11 protein-coding genes are annotated in these 13043 nt (G+C 63.8%); 1 reads left to right on the forward strand and 10 read right to left on the reverse strand.

From position 1 onward, the window contains the following. Window positions 1-3: 3 nt before the first annotated feature. The 9 genes from JS536_RS00690 to JS536_RS00730 all read right to left on the reverse strand — a co-directional run bounded on the left by JS536_RS00690 (window position 4) and on the right by JS536_RS00730 (window position 10830). Window positions 4-1017 carry an ATPase, T2SS/T4P/T4SS family gene (locus JS536_RS00690; protein WP_214355403.1) on the reverse strand — a complete coding sequence of 338 codons (1014 nt, stop codon included), beginning with the start codon at window positions 1015-1017 and terminating at the stop codon, window positions 4-6. Between the two features lie 4 nt (window positions 1018-1021). Beyond that, the gene (locus JS536_RS00695; protein WP_214355404.1) at window positions 1022-1978 is read right to left on the reverse strand and encodes a cobyric acid synthase; all 957 of its coding nucleotides are present in this window, start codon (window positions 1976-1978) and stop codon (window positions 1022-1024) included. 191 nt (window positions 1979-2169) lie between these two features. Beyond that, the gene (locus tag JS536_RS00700; protein ID WP_109056954.1) at window positions 2170-2895 is read right to left on the reverse strand and encodes a VTT domain-containing protein; all 726 of its coding nucleotides are present in this window, start codon (window positions 2893-2895) and stop codon (window positions 2170-2172) included. Window positions 2896-3135: 240 nt separating this feature from the next. Beyond that, entirely contained in the window at window positions 3136-3816 is a 681-nt protein-coding gene (locus tag JS536_RS00705) for an HAD family hydrolase (RefSeq protein WP_214355405.1), read from the reverse strand. Between the two features lie 274 nt (window positions 3817-4090). After that, window positions 4091-4696, reverse strand: coding sequence for a helix-turn-helix transcriptional regulator (locus JS536_RS00710; RefSeq protein ID WP_214304239.1), 606 nt, complete (start codon window positions 4694-4696; stop codon window positions 4091-4093). A gap of 191 nt (window positions 4697-4887) precedes the next feature. Continuing rightward, window positions 4888-5895, reverse strand: a complete 1008-nt coding sequence (locus JS536_RS00715; RefSeq protein ID WP_214355406.1) for a DnaJ C-terminal domain-containing protein — start codon at window positions 5893-5895, stop codon at window positions 4888-4890. A 242-nt stretch (window positions 5896-6137) separates the two neighbouring features. Beyond that, window positions 6138-6836, reverse strand: coding sequence for a nucleotide exchange factor GrpE (grpE, locus tag JS536_RS00720; RefSeq protein WP_214355407.1), 699 nt, complete (start codon window positions 6834-6836; stop codon window positions 6138-6140). Next, a complete protein-coding gene (dnaK, locus tag JS536_RS00725; RefSeq protein WP_109056959.1) occupies window positions 6836-8719 on the reverse strand; it encodes a molecular chaperone DnaK in 1884 nt (627 codons plus the stop codon). Before dnaK ends, grpE begins: the two co-directional genes overlap by 1 nt. A 242-nt stretch (window positions 8720-8961) precedes the next feature. Then, window positions 8962-10830, reverse strand: coding sequence for an alpha-amylase family protein (locus JS536_RS00730; RefSeq protein ID WP_240544178.1), 1869 nt, complete (start codon window positions 10828-10830; stop codon window positions 8962-8964). 248 nt (window positions 10831-11078) lie between these two features. On the opposite strand from JS536_RS00730, the gene JS536_RS00735 reads away from it, so the two are divergent. Beyond that, on the forward strand, window positions 11079-12104 hold the full coding sequence (locus tag JS536_RS00735) for a LacI family DNA-binding transcriptional regulator (RefSeq protein WP_214355408.1): 1026 nt from the start codon (window positions 11079-11081) through the stop codon (window positions 12102-12104). A 108-nt stretch (window positions 12105-12212) separates the two neighbouring features. Here the strand turns inward: JS536_RS00735 and JS536_RS00740 are convergent, their stop codons facing one another. Next, window positions 12213-12986 (reverse strand): TraX family protein, encoded by a 774-nt coding sequence (locus tag JS536_RS00740; RefSeq protein WP_214355409.1) that lies wholly within the window; start codon window positions 12984-12986, stop codon window positions 12213-12215. Window positions 12987-13043 lie beyond the last annotated feature (57 nt).

A 13043-nucleotide genomic window follows, 5' to 3' on the forward strand; every position in this document is an offset into this window, starting at 1 on the left:
GGTTCAGCCGCTCCAACGGGCCCGGAATCGCTCCCATTCGGGCGCATACCGTGGCGCTTCGGAACCATCCCAGACCGCCAGCGGCACACCGCTCAGCCCGTCCCGCGCCGCACGCAGTCCGCCAATCTGCGCAATGCGGCGACGCCCATCGGTTCGTTCCAGATGCAGCACCACGTCGAACGCGCCGACCGCGAGCATGGCCAAGGCCTGCGGTCCCACGCCGGCAAGCAGTCCCAGGGAGACGAGGCGCGCCGGCACTCGTTCCACACCGTCGGCGTGCAGCGTGGTCATACCGCCGTGATGACCCGAATTGAAGGCGCGCAGCAAATCCACAATCTCCTCGCCTCGGCATTCGCCGAGCACCACGCGGTCGGGTCTCATACGCAGCGTGGCCTTGGTCAGATCGGACAGGCCGATGGCACCGATGCCCTCCACGTTCGCTTCGCGCGCCACCAGGGAGACATGGTTCGCATGGCCGAAATCGCCCAGCTCACGGACTTCCTCCACGGTGATGATGCGTTCGTTCGCACCGCACCGGCCCAGCAGGGCCTTGACCAGCGTGGTCTTGCCCGCGCCGGTGCCGCCGGTGACCAGCACCGTGGCCGCTTTGTCCACCAATCCCGTCAGGAGCGGCAGCCATGCCGCGGGGAACATGCCGGATTGTCCCAGGGCCGGAAGCGTGGCGCGCGTGCGGTCGGGGAATCGTATGGATATCGAGGCGCCTTGCGGTACCAGCGGGGCGATCACCGCATGCACGCGGATGCCGTCCACGCTGGAAGCGTCCGCGATGGGGCAGGCGTCATCCAGGCGGCGGCCCAGTTGCGCGCAGAGTTGGACCGCGTATTCACGGACCACCTGCGGGGATCGGAACGGCACCGGTATCCGCTGCTCCACCATGCCGTTGCCCCGGTCCGCCCAGACCCGGCCGTCGCAGGTGACCGCCAGATCCGTGATGCGGGGGTCCGAGGCCAGCCCGTCAAGGAGGCCGAAGAACACGGTGCTGTATTGGCGACTCATGATGTCACCACTCTTCGGATGGCTTGGACACCGCACGGGGAGGCCGTATGGCCTGCTCCACCGCGTCGGCCAGCATGGTCACGGCCTTGCGGCTGCCCTTGACCACCGAGCGGATGCCGAGTCCTTCCAATACGTCGCCGCACAATCCCACGTTCGGGCGGATGGGGCCGAGCACGGTCGCGATGAGGTAGTCCTCCGCTTCGGCGATGCCGACGCCGCCCCGGCCTCGCGGCACCCCGCGTGGTTCGATGCCGACGATGGTGGGGGTGTCGCATCCCCACGAGGCCAGTCTGGACCGGTGTGATTTGGTTCTCGCCAGTCCCATGACGGATAGTTCGGCGACCACGACCTGCACGCCCCGGCGTAGGTCGGGAACGGTCTCGATCAGGCCTCCCTGTCCGGCATCCACGATGACCACGTCGTTCGCTTCCGCCAAGGCTCGTATCGCGGCCTGGACCTCCCACCACTCGGGTTGGCGGGCGTTCCAGGGATCATAGGGCAGGATGCGCACGTCTTCCCAGACCAGCAGTTCGTGGTTGAGCGCGGCGCCTTCGATGCGCCCCAATGGAGCATCGATCTGGCTGAATCTGAGACCGGATTCCCGCTCCACGCCGAGCAGCAGATCCAAGCATCCGCCTACGAAATCGGCGTCCACCAGCGCGCAGTTCAGACCGCGGCCGGCCAGGGTCCAGGCCAGCATGGATGCGGTGACGCTTAATCCTATGCCACTGTGGCTGGCGGTCATCGTCACGATGTTGTGGAACATGGTATCCGTGGCTAGGGCCGCAGGCGGAGCGTCTTTGGACCGTTTGCGGTCGGATGAGGCCAGGGGCTTGGGCGGAGGGGTGTAGTAGCGAAATGCGGATGAATGCATGTCGTCCGCGGGCAGGGGAACGCCCGGAGGAGCCACCGCGGGCGAGGTCATCCTGCGAGCCACGCGGGGTGTGGTGTTGCTGTTCATAAGGCCCGATTGAAACGTCTTGGAGCCGGTCGGCTCCACTCGGGCGCAGTCGTGTGGCTCCGGCTCGGGGACTTATCCACAGTCCGGCATGTCGCACACCACGCATGTGGATAAGTCAGAAAACAAAAAAGCTCTGTTAAACAAAAACGGCCATGCGCGAGGCATGGCCGCTATGGCGGGAATTTGGAGGCTTACTTATCGAGGTGCTCGATGCCGGACTCCATCACGTCGAGCTGGGAATCGGTCACCGGCTCCGGCTTCTTCTTGCCGAACTTGGCCTTGAACAGGCCGATGATGGTCGGGGCGAGCGAGACCAGCAGGATGAGCACGATCACCAGCTCGAAGTGATCCTGCACGGCCGGAATGTTGCCGAAGAAGTAGCCCAGCAGCGTGAACAGCGTGGACCAAGTGAGGCCGCCGAGCACCGAGAACGGCGTAAATCGGCTCCACCGCATGCCGGAGATGCCGGAGATGAACGGCATGAATGTGCGGATGAACGGGAAGAACCGGCCCAGGAACACGGCAAGCGGACCCCACTTCTCGATCATGCCTTCGGTTTTGGCGATGCGCTCGGGGGTCATGGCCTTGACCTTGCCGGACTGGATGATGCGGCGGCCGAAGAAGTGGCCGATGAAGTAGTTGCACTGGTCGCCGATGATCGGCGCGCACCACACCACCGGCAGCAGGTAGAGCAGCGGCAGGGCGGCCTTGCCGGTGGCGGCGTCCGGAGCGGCGAACACGCCGGCAGCGAACAGCAGCGAGTCACCGGGCAGGAACGGGAAGAACACCACGCCGGTCTCGATGAAGACGATGAGGAAGATGAAGCCGAGGGTCGGCGCCACGCCCATGGCGATCCAACCGGCGATCGCGGCGCGCGGATCCTTCAGCAGTTCGAGGATGAAATTGATAAAGCCCATGTGATTCCTGGAATTCCTATGAGTCGAAGTTGGTCATGCGTCGCAGGCCCCGCTCTCGCCGGGATTCGCGGCGGACGGCGGCGCGCGAAACGCACGTATCAAGCCGTCCACTACCCTACCAGCGGGGCTTATACAAGCCTGAACGGAAACCGACAGGCTCATAGGAATCTGCACAATGCGCCGATGATCCCCGACCGGCTGCTGTTACCAGCTGCCGTTACCGGTCGCCGCCGTGCGAGGTTATTCGGCCGACTGCGCCAGGCGCTGGCGCACGAAAGCGTCGAGGGCGGCGGCATCGATGCCTTCGTAGGAATCGATGGAGACGAACTGGCCGAGACCGGAAGTGTCGGTGCGGATCCAGCCGGTCTGCGCGATCAGCGTGGCACCGGACGCGGCACCCGCCTTGAGACCCACCGAGGAGTCCTCCATGACCACGCACTTGGCCATGTCCTCGGGCGCGATGCCGAGTTTGGCCGCGGCGGCCAGATACGGCGCGGGGCTGGGCTTGTGGTCGTACGGGTCGTCGCCGCAGATGTATCCGGAGAGGAGGCCGTCCGCCTGCTTCATGATGTTCTCTGCCATGCGGCGGGGCGAGGTGGTGACCAGCATGCACGGAATGCCGGCGTCCTTGAGTGAACGCAGTACGTCCCGCACGCCGGGAATCCACGGCAGGCGCTCGACTTCCGCGTTGAACACGTAATCCTTGAGTTGCACGTCGATCTCCTCGACGCTCAGCGTGCAGCCACGATCAATCATGTGCCGGGCCACGTTCGGCACCGGGGTGCCCGAGACGGACCAGCCGAGTTCCTCGTTCCAGTCGCCACCATTGGCGTGCGCGATTTCAATCTCACCGTCATGCCAGAGCGGCTCGGAATCGATGAGCGTACCGTCCAGATCCCAGAACACAGCCTTGAGCAGCATGCCTACCTCCGTTCATACATCCATTTCGTCACGTTGCGTCTCCCTATGCTCCATTGCACCAACCGGATACGACAGTTGGAGAAGTTCAACGCGCCTACGGTGTGGTGATTCCCGCACAGTGTGGTGTGCCGCGCACGATGTGGTTACGGAAAAGGGCGGAATACAGCCATTCCTAGCCGTTACGCCATGGCGGGACCACCACACCGCGGGATTTTGACCACACTGTGCGACCGTGCATCAGGGGATACAGGGGTGTTCGGCGATGCCGCGAGCATCACCAGCCCCATAGGACCATGGACTTGGAATCGTCGGTATAAGGAGAGGCGACGGCGGAACGCGAGTCGGCGGCGTTCTGGCCGTAGCCCGCCGCGGCAGGTGCGGGGCGACCGGGGAGTTCGCGGGTTTCGCGGCGGATGGCATTGCGCCACAGACGGGCGCGATTGGAACGCTGGACCTCCACGATGTTGCCGTCACGGCCGGCGGCGAAGACGCTGTCCTCATTGGCGGACTGCATGCGCTTGACCTCGCGGCGCAGCTGGCGGTTCTCCTCTTCGAGCGACAGGATGCGGGCGATGCCGGAAAGATTGATGCCCTCGTCCTGGCTCAGGCGCTGGGCGCGGGTCAGGCGGGCGATGTCGCGCAGGCAGTAGCGGCGGGCGCCGCCATCCGTGCGCTGGGGACGAACCAGACCCAACCGGTCGTATTGACGGAGGGTCTGGGGGTGGATGCCCGCCAGTTCGGCCGCCTGACCGACGGTGAAGATGGGCAGTTCGATGTCGAAACCGACCTCATCCGCACCGTCCAGGTCGGCGCGGCCCATGACGAGCGCGGTGGCGCACATGGCGTAGAGCTGCCGCATCTGATTGGCTGTTCGCGCCATGATGTGCCTCCTTGAATTAGGCGTTGAATACGCGGTTTTGCATAGGGACTCCCCTCAGTCCGCCTACGGCGGCCAGCTCACCTCAAAGAGGGGAGCCAATGTGCAAACGGGTCGTAATCCATCAACACGCTCACAGCCGCTTCAGGGGAGCCGAAACCGCTGTTCGATGATGAGAAAGAGCCCGGGCGGGATCAGCGGGCGAGGTAGTCGCCGGCCTTCTCGTCGAATTCCTTGGCGGCGTGCTTGAGCATGAGGCCCGGCTTGGCGGGGACCATGATCTGCACGCGGCCGATGAGGTCGCCGGACTGGTTGCCGCGCTGAACACCCAAGCCTGCAAGTTTGAGCTCCGTGCCGGAGCTGGAGCCGGCCGGCACCTTGAAGGTGACGGGGTTGCCGTCGATGTCCTTGGCCTCGACTTTGCCGCCGGCCACGGCCTCGCCAACGGTGACGGGCAGGTCCATGACGATGTCCGAACCGCGCATCGAGAACGTGTCATCCGGCTTGACGGTGACGTGCAGGTACAGATCGCCGGCCTTGCCGCCGTTGAGACCGGGCTTGCCCTTGCCGGCGAGCTTGATCTTCTGACCGTCGCGCACGCCCGCGGGCACGTGGGCCTTGAACTTCTTGCCGTCCACGGACAGGGACACAGTGGCGCCCTTGATGGCCTGACGCAGGGTCAGCGCGATCTTGGAGTTGCGGTCCTCGCCGTTCTCCGGGCGCGGGGCCTCCTCGTAGCCGTAGCCGCCGGCGTTGCCGTACTGGGCACCCTGGCCCGCGGCGCCACCGAACATCGAGAAGATGTCGTTGAGGTTGGGGTTGCCGCCGGCGCCGGACGTGGAGAAGCGGATACGCGAACCGTTGCCGCCCATGCCGGAACCCGCGCCGAACATGGAGCCGAAAATGTCGGAGAAACCGGAGGCATCAAAGCCGCCGGAACCGGAACCGCCGGCGAAGCGTGCGCCGCCCATGCCGAACTGGCGGATCGCGTCATACTTCTGGCGATCTTCCTTCTTGCTCAGCACGTCATAAGCTTCGGAGATGTCCTTGAACTTCTCCTCGGCCTCCTTGGTCTTGTTGACGTCCGGATGGTACTTGCGGGCGAGCTTGCGGTACGCCTTTTTGATGTCGTCGTCGGAGGCGTCCTTGGAGACACCAAGGACCTTGTAGAAATCCTTGCTGAGCCATTCGTTCTCAGCCATTCATGTCTCCTTTCTTAAGTCTGTTTTGATTAAGTAAGTCGTGGGGTGCGCGTGAGGCGATGGCATGTGTTGCCTGACACACTCAAGGCCGTTCGGCCAAGCCTACGGTCATGCAACACATGCCATCGCCTCACGCTCCGTTTAGCCATTAACTTACGTCTGCGTTCACTGCATGTAAGTCCGAAAATCGTTACGTTCAATAAGTGAACGGATTTCGGAAGGTCCTCTTTTGGGGGAGGGATTTAGTTTTGGGGGGAGGCTACTACCACTCGGGCGGCGCGGATCACGCGGTCGCCGATGCGGTAGCCGGCTTCGACCACGGTATCGACCGTTTCCTTGTCGGCGTTCGGATCCGGCTTGTGCAGAATCGCGTCGTGCTTGGTGGGGTCGAAGGTCTCGCCCTTCTCGCCGAACTTCTCGACGCCGAACTTCTCGAAGGCCTTGTCGATCTTGGCGGCCACGGCCTTGAACGAATCGTCCATCTCGCTGTGCTCGCGGATGCGGTCGATGTCATCGAGGGCCGGCAGCAGCGCGGTCAGCACGTCGATGATGCCGTGCTGGCGGAAGCGCTCCTGCTCGCGGGTAGCGCGGTTGCGGTAGTTGATGAACTCCGCGCGTTCGCGCTGCAGGGCCTCAAGGTAGTCGGCGGCCTCCTTCTTGGCCTTGCCGAGCGGGGTGAGGGTGTCGTCGTCGGAGGAAGAGGAGGAGTCGGACTCAGACTTCGCCGAGTCGTTGTCCTTTCCGGCATTCGCCGGCTTCTCTCCCTCAGTCGCGGCAGTGGCCGCGCCAGCTCCCTCGTCAGAGGGAGCCGAGGTATTTGCAGTCTCAGGCTGGGAACCGCCCTCAGAGGCGGCCGTGCCGGCCGTGGAGGACTTGGCAGCAGCCAAATCGTCCGCGTCCGGCAGGTCGTTCAGGTAGTCGTCCTTATTGAAGTCGGACATCACTTGTTGTCCTTGTTGTCGTCGTCATCCACGACCTCGGCCTCGACGGTGTCATCGTCGGAGGAAGAGGAGGCGGAACCGGCGGACGCACCGGCGCCGGCGGCACCGGCCGCGGCACCCTCGGCGCCCTGCTGAGCGTAGAGGACCTGGCCGATCTTCTGGGCGGCGGTCATCAGCTCGGTCTGAGCGGTCTTGACCTTCTCGGTGTCCTCGCCCTTCAGGGATTCCTTGAGGGCGTTGACCTTCTCGGTGACTTCCTTGACGATGTCGTCGGAGAGCTTGTCCTTGTTGTCGTTGACGAGCTTCTCGGTGCTGTAGGCGAAGGCCTCGGCCTGGTTACGGGTCTCGGCGTCCTCCTTGCGCTTCTTGTCCTCGGCCTCGTGAGCCTCGGCTTCCTTGACCATGCGGTCGATCTCGTCCTTCGGCAGGCCGGAACCACCGGTGATGGTCATGGACTGCTCCTTGCCGGTGCCCTTGTCCTTGGCGGACACGTGCACGATGCCGTTGGCGTCGATGTCGAAGGTGACCTCGATCTGCGGGACGCCACGCGGGGCCGGAGCGATGCCGGTCAGCTCGAAGGTGCCCAGCGGCTTGTTGTCGCGGGCGAACTCACGCTCACCCTGGTAGACCTGGATCAGCACGGACGGCTGGTTGTCCTCAGCGGTGGAGAAGACCTCGGAACGCTTGGTCGGGATGGCGGTGTTGCGGTCGATGAGCTTGGTCATGATGCCGCCCTTGGTCTCGATGCCGAGGGACAGCGGGGTCACGTCGATGAGCAGGACGTCCTTGCGGTCGCCCTTGATGACGCCGGACTGCACGGCGGCGCCGACGGCCACGACCTCATCCGGGTTCACGGACTGGTTCGCTTCCTTGCCGCCGGTGAGCTCCTTGACGAGCTCCTTGACGGCCGGCATACGGGTGGAACCGCCGACGAGCACCACGTGGTCGATGTCGGACACGGAGATGCCGGCATCGTGCAGCACGTTGTTGAACGGGGTGCGGCAACGGCCAAGCAGGTCGGAGGTCATTTCCTCGAAGTGCGCACGGGTCAGGGTCTCATCCAGGTGCACCGGGGTGCCGTCGGGGGTCATGGCCAGGTACTGCATGGAGATGCTGGTGGAGGTGGAGGAGGAGAGCTCCTTCTTCGCCTGCTCGGCGGCTTCCTTCAGACGCTGCAGGGCGATCTTGTCCTTGCTCAGGTCGACGCCGTACTTGTTCTTGACCTCGGAGACCAGCCAATCGATGATCTTCTGATCCCAATCGTCGCCGCCCAGGTGGTTATCACCGTTCGTGGCCTGCACCTGAATGGTGGAGAAGCCGTCGTCATCCTTGCCGATCTCCAGCAGGGAGACATCGAAGGTGCCGCCGCCGAGGTCGAAGACCAGGATGCGCTCGTCTTCCTTGCCCTTCTCAAGGCCGTAGGCCAGAGCGGCCGCGGTCGGCTCGTTGATGATACGCAGGACGTTCAGACCTGCGATCTTGCCGGCGTCCTTGGTGGCCTGACGCTGAGCATCGTTGAAGTATGCCGGGCAGGTGATCACGGCGTCGGTGACCGGCTCGCCGAGGTAAGCCTCAGCGTCGCGCTTCAGCTTCATCAGGATCTGCGCGGAGATCTCCTGCGGGGTCCACTTCTTGCCGTCGATCTCGACGGTCCAGTCGGTGCCCATGTGACGCTTGACAGAAGAAATGGTGCGGTCAACGTTGGTGACGGCCTGACGCTTGGCCACTTCGCCGACGAGGATCTCGCCGGACTTGGAGAACGCGACCACGGACGGCGTGGTGCGGGCGCCCTCAGCGTTCACGATAACGGTGGGCTCGCCGCCTTCCAGCGTTGCGATGCAGGAATTCGTAGTACCCAGATCGATACCAACTGCACGTGCCATAATGTGTGCTCCTTTTGTTCTTGATTATTCGTTCGTACGTTTCTCGCCCAAGTTCCGAACCGGTCGTCTCTTGGACCTTCCAAAACTTGAGCCTACACCACTCAACTTCCGAACGGCAAGTTCTATTCCCAAATTCGTCACAAAAAGTTGAGCGTGTTGCACTCAGGTTTTATGGGACTCCCCTCAGTCTCGCTATGCTCGACAGCTCCCCTCAGAGAGGGGAGCCATATACTCCATGGCACTCAGGTTTTGGAGGGGCCTTTGCGCAGGCGGGCGAGGGCGGTGAGGAGGAGCATGGCGGCGGCCAGGACGAGAACCGAAAGGCCCGCGGAACGGCTGGTTTCGTCGATGGTTTCGGCCGTCTCCTCGTCCATGACGGCGTCCGCATGGTCCGCGGGCTGGGCGTCCGTCATCTCGGCGGCGCTGGCGACGAACCAATCCGGATCGGTCGGGTCGGAGCGTTGCGTGCCGGACCACGCGCCGCGCGTGGCGCCCACATGGATCGCGATGGCGGAACCGGCCGGCAGCGTGGCCTCGAAGGTGCCGTCAGATTTGACGGAAACGGCGGCGGAGCAATCGCCGGCGGCGTACACGTTGCAGTACACGCCGGCCGGCATCGAAGTGGAGAACGTCTGCGTGACGGTCTTGTCGCTGTTGTTGATCGCCAGATAGCCCACGCCGGCACCGGCCTCGCCAGCCGCGGTCATGTCGTCGGCCGCACCATCGGCGTCGCCGGCAGACGCCCCGGAACCAGAAGCGGTGCCAGAGTCACCAGCGTCGCCGGCAGCAGCGCCGCGACCGAAGCCGACCACGTTCTCGCCGTACTCCTTCCAATCCGTGACCTTGGTGCCGACCACGGCGTTGTGGAAGCCGATCATGCCCCGGATGGCGGTCCAGCGCTGCGCGCACTGCCAGGTGCCGGCGCTTTCGGCGCCGTCCGTAGGACAGGTCATATCCGGCACCGAGTCGGCGGTGGCGCCGGGCGCGCCGTCGTCGTTGGATCCGAAGTAGTAGCCGGAATAGACGTGCGGCTGGCCGTATCCGTATGCCAGCAGGAAGGCGTTGGCCAGCAGGTATTTCGCGCCGTCCTTGTAGGTCAGGGCGCTGCCGTTGCGTTCGGTATCCCAGTTCGTGACCCATACGGCGGCCTTGTCGGACGGCACCCAGCTTGCGCTGGCGCCGATGCGGGCCAGTCCGAAGCTGGCGGAGTTGATGTCGCCGTCAAAGGCCTGCTTGAGCCGCGCGTTGACGTTGAATTCGGAAACCTTGCCGGCGCTCAGGTAGTTGGACGGCTGGATCTCCGCGGCCTCCGACGCGCTGCCGATGACCTCCTGCTCGAAGAGGATGTCGTCCGCATTCCGGCCCGTCTTCTCGGCGAGCTTGGCCTTGATGGCCTCCACATCCTTGGCGGCGATGTGCTTGACGGCGTCCACGCGGAAGCCCGCCACGCCCATGTCCAGCAGCTTGGCCATGTAGTCGGCGAGTTTGTCCCGCACGTATTCCTGACCGGTGTCGAGGTCCTGCAGTCCGCTCAGCCGGCAGTTCTGCACGTTGTCGGCATCGTTGTAGTTGCTTACGTTCGCAGTACAGTCGTGGAAGTTGGCGGGGGTGTACGGCACCGCAGGGAAGCTGCCAGCGTTGTCAAAGGCGCTGCCGGCCACGCCCGTGCCGGATCGGTCGGCACCGGCCATATGGTTGATGACCGCGTCCGCGATGACGCGCACGCCCGCCGCCTTGCATTCCTTGATCATGGCCTTGAATTCGGCCTCGGTGCCGAGCTTGGAATCGAGCTTGTAACTGACCGGCTGGTAGGAGGTCCACCATTGCGCGCCGGCGATGGTCTCCTGCGGCGGGGAGACCTGCACGTATCCCACGCCTTCCGGGCCGTAGGCTTCGGTGCATTCGCGGGCAACGGAGTTCCAGTTGGTCTGGAAGGCGATGACGATGACATCGCTCTGCGGTTCGGCGGCACGGGCGGACCGTACCGGGCCGGACGGCAGGACGGGCAACGCCACCATCGTCATCACGAGCGCCACGATCGCCGAGACGGCGGACGCCATCACCCTGCGCAGCGGACCTACGAACCGTCGTACCGCGATCCTTATCGTCATCGGTCTCCCCCACTCTCCATCGAGCGTTTGCGTCTCATCAAGCGGCACTGCCATGCAGCAAGTCTTACCGCATACGTTCGCACCTTAGTCTTTACGCAAAGAATATCATGATTAAAACCACGTGTGGCTCGTTGTTTCGCTAACGTTTGCAGTGTATGATGGCGATAGTTGACATTACAACGACGTATCATCGCGACAGTTCGGCATCTCGGGACGATGTCCGCGCGCTGCGTGAAAGGGAGAGTCATATGGGTAAGGCAGACATCTACGAGGTGGCCAAGGCCGCCGGTGTTTCCATCTCCACGGTGTCCCGCGCGTTCACCCGCCCGGATCTCGTCTCGGACAAGACCCGCCGCAAGGTGCTGGACATCGCGGACAAGCTCGACTTCAACATCTCCCGTTCGGCCACGGCGCTGAAGTCCGGCCGCACCAACCGTGTGGCGCTGCTGATGAACGAGGAGATCACCAGCTGGTTCAACACGCAGACGTTCGCCGGCATCGAGTCGATGATGCATCCGGCCGGATACGACATCTCGCTGTTCCAGCATATCGACACCGAGCAGAACCGCCATGAGTTCTTCACCGATCTGCCCATCCGTCGCAACGTGGATGCCGTGTTCGTGGCGTCGTTCGCCATCGATCCGCACGAGACGGAGCAGCTCAAGCGCCTCCACGTGCCGATCATCGGCATCAACACGCCTTCCGTGGACGGCTTCGACGCCACCGTCAGCATCGACGACGAGCGCGGCATGTACACGGCAACCCAGCACCTCATCAATCTGGGGCACAAGCACATCGTGTACCCGTGCTCGGAGGCGGCGTTGCTGAATTCCTCCATCGACGCCCGTGCACGCGGTTTCATCCGTGCCTGCCAGGACGGCGAGCACAAGCACGAGCTCAACTGGCAGGTGCTGTCCGTGCCGCGCGGCCCGGCGTTCGCCGATTCGGCGCTGTCCGCACTGCTCGCGCTGGACGAATTCCCGGACGCGATCTGCTGCCAGATGGATATGATGGCGATTCCGCTGGTGCTCAAGCTGGAGCGCTACGGGCATCGCACGCCGCGCGACTATTCGATCGTGGGCTTCGACGACAGCCCGTACGCGGACACCATCAACCTGACCACGATGCGTCAGGATCCGTATGCGATGGGTCGGACCGCGGCCACCAAGGCGCTGAAGCTCATCGACGGCAAGGAGCTCGATACGCCGCATGAGGTGGTGGAAGCGCAGCTCGTGCCGCGTGGCACCGATATGCCCTTCGGCGACGTGGAGTAAGAGGCTGCCCTCGCGAAGACACGGAAACGGCCTGCGACCAATGTGACTTACATGGTTCGCAGGCCGTTTTCCTGTTGTCTGACCGTCAAGTCATGCGGGCGAATCGCGCTACAGCAGGGCCCCGATGAGGAGCATGACCGGGTAGAGGGCGTAGAAGACCCACTTGGTCCAGGAATGCCGGTAGCCGAGTTCGCCGTTGCGGTAGTGGAGGAAGGCCACGCCGACGGCCGGGGTGATGCACATGACCGCACCCAGCAGACCGGCGGTGAACATCATCGTGTTCTCGCGGTTGTTGAGGAAGTAGAAGATCAGCACGAAGGCGAGGGCGAGCGCGCCCGTGTACATCACGCGCTGGCTCACGCCGACGCGCATGATGAGGTTCCACAGCACGCCGGCGATGATCACTGCTATGGCGAGCAGCCAGCGCGGAGCGCCCGAATATGTGCGCCGAATCCAATCGATGCAGACAAGCACCACGTATGCGAAGAACAATCCCCACACCGGGTTGTGCGTGCGCGCGTCGAACCAATGTCCGGTCATGATCTTGTCGTACGGGAAGCCGGCGAGGCTCGCCACGATGAACAGTTCGATCCCATACCGAACCCGGTTGCCCGTGTGCTTCCAGCCGTCGAAGAGCAGCCAGGCGTAAATGGGCACGGCGCACCACGAGGCGATCTCGCAGATCACGGCGACGGTCAGGCCGGTCATGTTGTCCGCGTTCAACGGACCGAACAGCGTGGGCACGAGCGTGGTGGAGGCCACGGAAAGCGCCATGAAGACCGCGCCGATCACCTTGAGTCGGAACACGGACAGGCCCTTATGACGGCGACCGGCTCCAGCTTCGGCCGCTTTGCGTTGACGGGCCATTTCGATCTCGTTCATGGATGCTCCTTTGTGCGCTCGGCGTCTGCTCCCCTCAGTCTCGCTTCGCGAGCCAGC

The sequence above is a fragment of the Bifidobacterium sp. SO4 genome (assembly GCF_018555355.1).
GTDB classification, from domain to species: Bacteria; Actinomycetota; Actinomycetes; order Actinomycetales; family Bifidobacteriaceae; genus Bifidobacterium; species Bifidobacterium miconisargentati.

Excerpts from the sequence above, each read along its gene's own strand:
- JS536_RS00695 (WP_214355404.1), bottom strand. The coding sequence starts at position 1,978 with ATGAACAGCAACACCACACCCCGCGTGGCTCGCAGGATGACCTCGCCC.
- JS536_RS00690 (WP_214355403.1), bottom strand. The coding sequence starts at position 1,017 with ATGAGTCGCCAATACAGCACCGTGTTCTTCGGCCTCCTTGACGGGCTG.
- JS536_RS00740 (WP_214355409.1), bottom strand. The coding sequence starts at position 12,986 with ATGAACGAGATCGAAATGGCCCGTCAACGCAAAGCGGCCGAAGCTGGA.
- JS536_RS00700 (WP_109056954.1), bottom strand. The coding sequence starts at position 2,895 with ATGGGCTTTATCAATTTCATCCTCGAACTGCTGAAGGATCCGCGCGCC.
- JS536_RS00730 (WP_240544178.1), bottom strand. The coding sequence starts at position 10,830 with ATGACGATAAGGATCGCGGTACGACGGTTCGTAGGTCCGCTGCGCAGG.
- dnaK (WP_109056959.1), bottom strand. The coding sequence starts at position 8,719 with ATGGCACGTGCAGTTGGTATCGATCTGGGTACTACGAATTCCTGCATC.
- JS536_RS00735 (WP_214355408.1), top strand. The coding sequence starts at position 11,079 with ATGGGTAAGGCAGACATCTACGAGGTGGCCAAGGCCGCCGGTGTTTCC.
- JS536_RS00710 (WP_214304239.1), bottom strand. The coding sequence starts at position 4,696 with ATGGCGCGAACAGCCAATCAGATGCGGCAGCTCTACGCCATGTGCGCC.
- JS536_RS00715 (WP_214355406.1), bottom strand. The coding sequence starts at position 5,895 with ATGGCTGAGAACGAATGGCTCAGCAAGGATTTCTACAAGGTCCTTGGT.
- grpE (WP_214355407.1), bottom strand. The coding sequence starts at position 6,836 with ATGTCCGACTTCAATAAGGACGACTACCTGAACGACCTGCCGGACGCG.
- JS536_RS00705 (WP_214355405.1), bottom strand. The coding sequence starts at position 3,816 with ATGCTGCTCAAGGCTGTGTTCTGGGATCTGGACGGTACGCTCATCGAT.